Source organism: Dactylosporangium sp. NPDC000244 (genome assembly GCF_040300725.1).
Taxonomy (GTDB): domain Bacteria; phylum Actinomycetota; class Actinomycetes; order Mycobacteriales; family Micromonosporaceae; genus Dactylosporangium.
Genome location: NZ_JBEPEH010000072.1, coordinates 21,229 through 28,691, shown reverse-complemented (window position 1 = coordinate 28,691; position 7,463 = coordinate 21,229). Strand labels below are relative to the sequence as shown.

The following is a 7,463-nucleotide window of genomic DNA, read 5'->3' as shown; positions in this document are numbered from 1 at the left end:
CGTACGTCCGAACGTGCGAACCGGAACGTGCGAACCCGAGCGGACGTCCGAACGTGCGAACCGGAACGTGCGAACCCGAGCAGACGTCCGAACGTGCGAACCGGAACGTGCGAACCCGAGCAGACGTCCGAACGTGCGAACCGGAAGGTGCGAATCCAAGCGCGCGAACCTGAACGGGCGTGCGAACGCGAAGGGGCGTGGGCGAACGCGCGAACGCGGGCGAGTGCGGCTGAACGCGTCGGCTAGAGGTCCAGAGCGGGGATCTCGATGCGGCGGCCGGTGCGTGCTGACTCCAGGCCCAGTTCGGCCAGCTGGACGCCCCGCGCGCCGGCTGCGAAGTCCCACGGGAACGCCGCGTCGTCGACCACGTGGCGCAGGAACTGCTCCCACTGCACCTTGAACCCGTTGTCGAACGCCTCGTTGTCCGGCACCTGCTGCCACTGCGAACGAAAACGCTCAGTAGCCGGCAGATCCGGGTTCCACACCGGCTTGGGCGTCGACCCGCGGTGCTGGATGTGGCACTCCCGCAGCCCGGCGACCGCGCTGCCGTGGGTGCCGTCCACCTGGAACTCGACGAGCTCGTCGCGGTACACGCGCACGGCCCACGACGAGTTGATCTGCGCGATCACGCCGCCTTCGAGCTCGAACGTGCCGTATGCCGCATCGTCCGCTGTCGCCTCGTACACGGTGCCGGACTCGTCGACTCGGGACGGAATGTGCGTCGCGATCGTCGCCTGCACCGAGCGGACGGGGGCGAAGATGCGCTCCAGCACGTACTGCCAATGCGGGAACATGTCCACGACGATCCCGCCGCCGTCGGCCGACCGGTAGTTCCACGACGGGCGCTGCGCCGCCTGCCAGTCGCCCTCGAAGACCCAGTAGCCGAACTCGCCCCGGACCGACAGGATGCGGCCGAAGAAGCCGCCCTCCACGAGCCGTGCAAGCTTGCGCAATCCGGGCAGGAACAGTTTGTCCTGTACCACGCCGTGCTTGACCCCGGCGGCGCGCGCGGCGCGGCACAGGTCGACGGCGGCCGCGGTGTCCTCGGCGAGCGGCTTCTCGGTGTAGACGTGCTTGCCGGCCTCGATCGCCGCGCGGATGGCCTTCTCGCGCTGCTGCGTCACCTGCGCGTCGAAGTAGATCTGCACGTCGTCGCGGTGCAGGGCGGCGTCAAGGTCGGTTGTCCATTCGCTCAATCCGTGCCGCTCGGCGATCTCCTGGAGCTTGGCCTGGTTGCGCCCGACGAGGATCGGCTCCGGCCAGATGCGCCGGCCGTCGCCGGCGGGCAGGCCGCCCTCCTCCCGGATGGCCAGCAGCGAGCGGACGAGGTGCTGGCGGTACCCCATGCGGCCGGTCACGCCGTTGAGGACGATGCCGATCGGAACGCGGTTCACGGGTCTCCTTCAGGGAATGTAGGTCGCGAGCAGGCCACACATGCCGTGCTTGCCCGACTCGGTCGGTCCCGGCAGCACCTCGATGCCGCCGTCGGCGAGATGGGCGACGTCCGACCGCTCGAGCGCGTCGAGCTGCCGGCCGGTCTCGAGCGCGGTCTCCAGCGCGCCGCTCTCCCAGCGCTTGCGCCACTCGCCGAGGCGCGGGGCGACCAGCCCGGCGGCGGTGCGGCAGAACTCGGTGAACGCCTCGGGACCGGCCGCCCGCATCGCCAGGAAGCCCGTCACGGCCAGGTCGCGCCGACGGTACGCGGGCGAAAGGTCGCCGCCGCCCGGCAGCGTCGCCGCGGCGCGATATTCGTCCGGGTCGCCGAGGATGTGCGTGGGAAACGTCAGCACCGCGTCGCCGGCCTCGGGCAGGCCGCTGTTCTGCATGAGCACCACGAGCTGCAGCCCGCCGTCGTTGACGAGCCGGTGGATGGTGCCCGGCCGGAACCAGGCGACGGTGCCGGCCCGCAGCGGGGTCTCGCGGAAGCCCTCCCCCGACAGCGTCTGCACCCGCCCTTCGCCGGCGATCACGACGTACCCCTCGGAGCACGTCAGATGCATGTGCGGCGTGCCACCGTGCAGACCGTCGGGCGCGGTGGTGTCATACACCGACAACCGCGACACGCCGATCGCTCCCGGCATTTGAGAACTCATGTCCGACCCCCGGATGCAGGAAACCGCTTTCCTGAGGCTAGCCGGTACGCTGATCGCGGGTCAATGCGCAAAGGAGACCATGATGGCGACGCTCGCCGATGTTGCTCGCCGCGCGGGCGTGTCACCGGCCACCGCTTCCCGGATCATCAGCGGCAGCACCAAGCTGGTCACCGACGAGCTGCGGGCCCGGGTGCTGCGGGCCGTCGACGAGCTGCAGTACGTGCCGAACGCGCACGCCCAACTGCTCGCTCGCGCACAGCGCACCGCCGTCGGCGTGATCGTGCACGACGTCTCCGACCCGTACTTCGCCGAGATCACCCGCGGTCTGCAGCAGGTGGCCACGGCCCACGGCCGGCTGAGCATCATCTGCAACAGCTACCGCGACCCGGCCCGGGAGCTGGAATACGTCGAGCTGCTGCGCGCCCAGCAGGTGGCCGCGATCGTCCTCGCGGGCTCCGGGTACCACGACGCCGCGTTCACCAAGGCCCTGAAGGCGAAGCTCGCTGCATATACGCGCACCGGCGGCCGCGTGAGTGTGATCGGCCGCCACGAGCTGCCCGGCGACGCGGTGATGCCGGCCAACGAGGAGGGCGGGTACCTGGCCGGCTGCGAGCTGTTCGGCACCGGCCACCGCCGCGTCGGGGTCATCGCGGGCCCGAAGGTGCTCACCACGACCACGGACCGCCTGGCCGGGCTGCGGCGCGCGGCCCGCGAGCTGGGCCGGACGCTGCCGGCGCGGCGCGTGGCGTACGCCGGCTTCGACCGCGACGGCGGCGCCGAGGCGGTCACGGCCCTGCTCGACGCCAACCCCGACCTGACCGCGGTCGTGGCGCTGAACGACCAGATGGCGGTGGGCGCCCTGAGCACGTTGCGCGCGCGGGGCGTCGCGGTGCCGGACCAGATCTCCCTGGTCGGCTTCGACGACATGCCGATCGCCCGCGACGTGACGCCGGCCCTGACCACGGTGCGCCTGCCGCTCGCCGAAATGGGCGCCCGCGCGATGTCGATGGCCCTAGACGAGGCTCACGACACCGACACCCCGCGCATCGAACCGGCCGAGGCGACCTTGATCCGCCGCGAAAGCACACAACCGCTGCAATCCTGAACGTCCTCGCGCCACGCTTCATCCAGGTGTACCGCCAATGCCTCGCCCCCGCCCGGCGGCGACAGCAGCGGTTGACTGTTGACGTCAAGAACGGACACAGGTGCGTGCACAGTCGCTCATGTCCAACGACTCCCCCGTCGCCGTCGCGCGTCGCGGACTTCGCCGGAGACAAGGCCAGCACACGAGGAACTCACCATCGCGCGTCGCGGACTTCGCCGGAGACAAGGCCAGCACACGAGGAACTCACCATCGCGCGTCGCGGACTTCGCCGGAGACAAGGCCAGCACACGAGGAACTCACCATCGCGCGTCGCGGACTTCGCCGGAGACAAGGTCAGCACACGAGGAACTCACCATCGCGCGTCGCGGACTTCGCCGGAGGCAAGGTCGGCACGCGAGGAACTCGCCATCGACTTCGACGGCGAGGCGGCCGCTGGAGGGCAGCAGTTCGAGGTCTTCGTTGGGGCAGGACGAGGGCGCCCAGCCCGATGCCCTCTTCGTCGCCGTCCGGCGCCTCACACGGCTCGCCGGTTTCGGGCTGCGGCTGAAACGTCTGGCGGAGGTGGCAGCCGTCAGCCGTTGACGTCCTGATAGGACGGAAGGTCCGCGCGCAGCGGTTCATTCAGCCGTACCGCCGATGCAGTCTCCGTCATCGCCGCGAGCGCGGCCCGGAAGAGCAACGACCCGGTGCTGACCCGCGCGACCCCGAGCTCGGCAAGCTCACGAACGGACGGCCCGAACGGCAGCGCGAGGACGTTCAGCGGCGCGTCGACCGCCGCGGCCAGCCGCTCGATGTCACGCGGATCGGTCACGCCGGGCACGAAGACGCCATCGGCCCCCGCGTCCCTGTACATACGAACACGTCGAATCGCTTCGTCGACGTCTCCGGCCCGCAGCCAGTGAGTGTCGGTTCGCGCATTGACGAACAGCGCGGGCGCCGCGGCTTTCACGGCCCGGATGAGCGCCGCGTGTTCGTCCGCGTCCCCGTACGCGTCCTCGATGTTCACCCCCGCCGCCCCCGCCTCCGCGGCGGCCACGGCCGCGGCGACGGAACCGCGCTCGAGGTCGGCCGTGACGTGCAACGGCAGCGAAGCCAGCCGCCCCACCAGCCGCAGCGTCTCGTCGACGCTCGCGCCCTCGCCGTCGGGAAGCCCGAGGCTCGCGGCCACGCCGAGGCTCGTGGTGCCGACCGCGGCGAACCCGGCCGCGGCAAGCATCCGGGCCCCGGCCACGTCCCAGACGTTGGGCAACACGAGCGGCCGGCCAGGCACGTGCAACTCCCGGAATCCGTCACTCATCGCAAAACTCCTTCCGCAACTGCGCATACGTACAACCGCCGAACCCGGCCCCAGATCACCACGATGCGCCACCCACGACCGCCCATTCGCGCAGCCGCCGCCGGTCAACCCCAAGCCGGGTCATCTCACAGTGCTCCTTCTGTGGCGCGCACACGTGCAGCCGCCCGAACCCGAAGCCCGATCATCGCGATGCGTCACCCACGAACGCTCGAACGCGCAACGGGCGACAGCCGAGGCCAAGCCGCGTCATCGCGCGATGCGCCATCCACGAGGGCTCGATCGTGCAGCTTCCCAAACCCGGCCATCACCATCCACCTCCCGCGAGTGCTCATATGCGCAACGGCCGACAACGGAGTCCAGGTCCGGTCATCGCAGGGCTCCTTCCACGAGGGCGAGGGCGTGCTCGCGGCCGGGACAGGCTCGCGGCCCTTCGCCGAACGGGCGCCCTTCCAGGGGTACCGCGATGATCGAGCCGTCCGGGGCGACCCGCCGGGTGGCGAGCACCGGGGGGTCGTCGCGCAGCACCTCGTCCACGGGGCGGGTCCGTGCACGTTCGATCAGCGTCGCCGTCGCATCGCACGCCTGGACGAGCAGCTGAATGTGCGCGGCCGTCCGCTCGTCGTGCGCGCCGCCGAACACCATGACCAGCCGCTCGACGGCCTCGTCGGCCGCAGTGTCCCCGGTCTGGTAGGCGGCCGCCGCGATCCGCACGTCCTCGACAACCCCATCGACCCGCACGTCCTCGGCAGCCCCGTCGAAACCAAGCGCCCGTGCGAGGGGCGCGACCGGGTGCTCGTCGTAGGGGCGGCTCAGGTCGGCGGGGTCGATGCCCGCGAGAAGGTCCTCGACGATCGCTCGGCGGCGGGCGTGGACGGCGCCGTTGGCGAAGCGGCTGACGGTCGAGCGGAGCCAGCCGATGCCGGTGGGAGCGGGGTCCGGCTCTGGAACTGGGAGGGTGAGCATGCCCCCAAGCTAGGGCCGGAATCGTTCGGAGGCGGCCGAACCGGGAGCCGGGAGGCAGAGGCCGCGGTGCCCAAGCGGGCGATCGGGTCGGCCGGAAGGCCCTGGCGTTAAACGCGCGGGGCGGCAGTACTGGAGCGGGCGATCAGGTCGGCCGGAAGGCCCTGGCGTTAAACGCGCGGGGCGGCAGTACTGGAGCGGACGATCAGGTCGGCCGGAAGGCCCTGGCGTTAAACGCGCGGGGCGGCGGTGCTGGAGCGGACGATCAGGTCGGCCGGGAGGCACAGGTGCTCGGCCGGGGCCGGGTCGTCGGTGCGGGCGGCCTCGATGGCCCTGGTCAGGGCGGCCGCGGCCGCGTGGCCCTTCGCGTGGATGTCCTGGCGGACCGTGGTCAGGGGCGGGCGCATCCGGGCCGCGGCGGGGCTGTCGTCGAAGCCGACGACCGAGAGGTCGTCCGGCACCGACAGGCCGGCGTCGACCGCGGCCTCCATGACGCCCTGGGCCAACGCGTCGGAGAAGCACAGCACGGCCGTGGGGGGCTCCGGGGCCTCCAGCAGCATTCGCGCGGCCCGGTAGCCCGAGTCGGGGTCGCCGTGGGCCTGGCGGGCGATGGGCGGGGTGATGCCCGCCGGGGTCAGGGCGTCCAGCCAGCCTGCCAGGCGCTGGCCGGCCACGAACCCGTCGATGATGTCGTCCGTCGCGTCCGGGCCGATCAGGCCGTGGCGTCCGCGGATGCCGGAGGTGACGATGCCCACCCGGCGGTGGCCGAGGTCGACCAGGTGCTGGGCCGCGGCCCGGGCGCCCGCTCGGTCGGCCACGTTGACGGCGGGGACGCCCTCGGCGGGGACCTGGTCGATGAAGACGATCGGCATCTTGCGGCGCATCAGCCACTCGACGCCGGTGTTCTCGGGGTCGCAGGAGTAGACCAGGGCGCCGTCCATGGCCACGTCCCGCGCCGGGATGACGTTGCCGGCCGCGGTGGTGGTCAGCAGGGTCAGGCCCAGGCCGGTCGGGGCCAGCTCGTCGGCGATCGCGCCCAGGAACGTGGTCGCCACCTCGTCGCCGAAGGCCGCGCTGAGCGAGTCGGTCAGCAGTATGCCCACGGCGCCGGTGGTGCCCTTGGCAAGGGCCCTCGCGGCCGGATCGGGGCCTACGTAGCCGAGCTCGTCCGCGACCGCCAGGATCCGGTCGCGCAGCGTCGGGGACAGCTGGTCCGGACGGGAGAACGCATTGGAAACCGTCATCCGGCTCACGCCGACCCGGTCGGCGATCGTCTGCAGGGTCACCCTTCCCACCGCAGCGCCTCCCATGTCGTCGATACCTCCCCGCAGACCTTAACTCGCCGTGCGGGAGCCCACCGCCGGGGCCGGGCCGCTGTCCCGCCACCCGGGCGGACCGGATCGCGCAACGCGCGGGTCGGATCGCTCGGATGGACAGGCACGAGCCGTGAAACTGACAGGAACGGACGCTTGGAGGTGAGCGCGGCGCGCGGGGGCGTTACCGGGCCGGGTGGGAGCGGACCGCGGGAGCGGGGGCCACGGCCTCCGCGGCCTTGCGCAGGGTCGCGGCCAGGGCGGTGCGCGTGCGGTAGGCGCGCGGTGGGCGGGCCGGTGCGTCGTGGCCGATTACGGGGGCGTTGGGCAGGGCGCTGGCGTACTCGAAGGCCTCGCCGTTCCAGGAGCCGCCGAACTCCTCCGAGAGCGCGGATTGGGACACGACCATCGCGAACGGGAACGTGCTCATGGCAGATCTCCTCCGTCTGTACCGGTAAACCGTGGCTATACCGGTACAGTAATCCCGCGATCCTGTACCGGTCAAGTCTATATCGGTAAAGCGACGATGGAGGGTAGGCACCGCGCAGGAGTCGAGGAAGGCGGAGAGGAGGAGGGAGGAGGCGAGGAGGAGGGAGGAGGCGAGGAGGAGGGAGGAGGCGAGGAGGAGGGAGGAGGCGAGGAGGAGGGAGGAGGCGAGGAGGAGGAAGGAGGCGAGGAGGAGGAAGGAGGCGAGG

At 71.6% G+C, this 7,463-nt stretch carries 7 protein-coding genes; 1 reads left to right on the top strand and 6 read right to left on the bottom strand.

Annotated features, from left to right (window positions below):
• Nucleotides 1–242 precede the first annotated feature (242 nt).
• Entirely contained in the window at nucleotides 243–1,394 is a 1,152-nt protein-coding gene (locus tag ABT369_RS55095; RefSeq protein WP_350626275.1) for a Gfo/Idh/MocA family protein, read from the bottom strand.
• Between the two features lie 9 nt (nucleotides 1,395–1,403).
• Nucleotides 1,404–2,081: a cupin domain-containing protein gene (locus ABT369_RS55090; protein ID WP_350626273.1), complete on the bottom strand. Its 678-nt coding sequence runs from the start codon at nucleotides 2,079–2,081 to the stop codon at nucleotides 1,404–1,406.
• Nucleotides 2,082–2,175: 94 nt separating this feature from the next.
• Between ABT369_RS55090 and ABT369_RS55085 the strand changes: the two genes are divergently transcribed.
• Nucleotides 2,176–3,198, top strand: coding sequence for a LacI family DNA-binding transcriptional regulator (locus ABT369_RS55085; protein WP_350626271.1), 1,023 nt, complete (start codon nucleotides 2,176–2,178; stop codon nucleotides 3,196–3,198).
• A 571-nt stretch (nucleotides 3,199–3,769) separates the two neighbouring features.
• On the opposite strand, the gene ABT369_RS55080 is transcribed toward ABT369_RS55085, so the two are convergent.
• The 4 genes from ABT369_RS55080 to ABT369_RS55065 all read right to left on the bottom strand — a co-directional run bounded on the left by ABT369_RS55080 (nucleotide 3,770) and on the right by ABT369_RS55065 (nucleotide 7,198).
• Nucleotides 3,770–4,495, bottom strand: coding sequence for an isocitrate lyase/PEP mutase family protein (locus ABT369_RS55080; RefSeq protein ID WP_350626289.1), 726 nt, complete (start codon nucleotides 4,493–4,495; stop codon nucleotides 3,770–3,772).
• 366 nt (nucleotides 4,496–4,861) lie between these two features.
• On the bottom strand, nucleotides 4,862–5,458 hold the full coding sequence (locus ABT369_RS55075) for a cytochrome P450 family protein (RefSeq protein ID WP_350626269.1): 597 nt from the start codon (nucleotides 5,456–5,458) through the stop codon (nucleotides 4,862–4,864).
• Nucleotides 5,459–5,685: 227 nt separating this feature from the next.
• Nucleotides 5,686–6,741, bottom strand: coding sequence for a LacI family DNA-binding transcriptional regulator (locus ABT369_RS55070; RefSeq protein WP_350626267.1), 1,056 nt, complete (start codon nucleotides 6,739–6,741; stop codon nucleotides 5,686–5,688).
• 211 nt (nucleotides 6,742–6,952) lie between these two features.
• Nucleotides 6,953–7,198, bottom strand: a complete 246-nt coding sequence (locus tag ABT369_RS55065) for a hypothetical protein (protein WP_350626265.1) — start codon at nucleotides 7,196–7,198, stop codon at nucleotides 6,953–6,955.
• Between the last annotated feature and the right edge of the window lie 265 nt (nucleotides 7,199–7,463).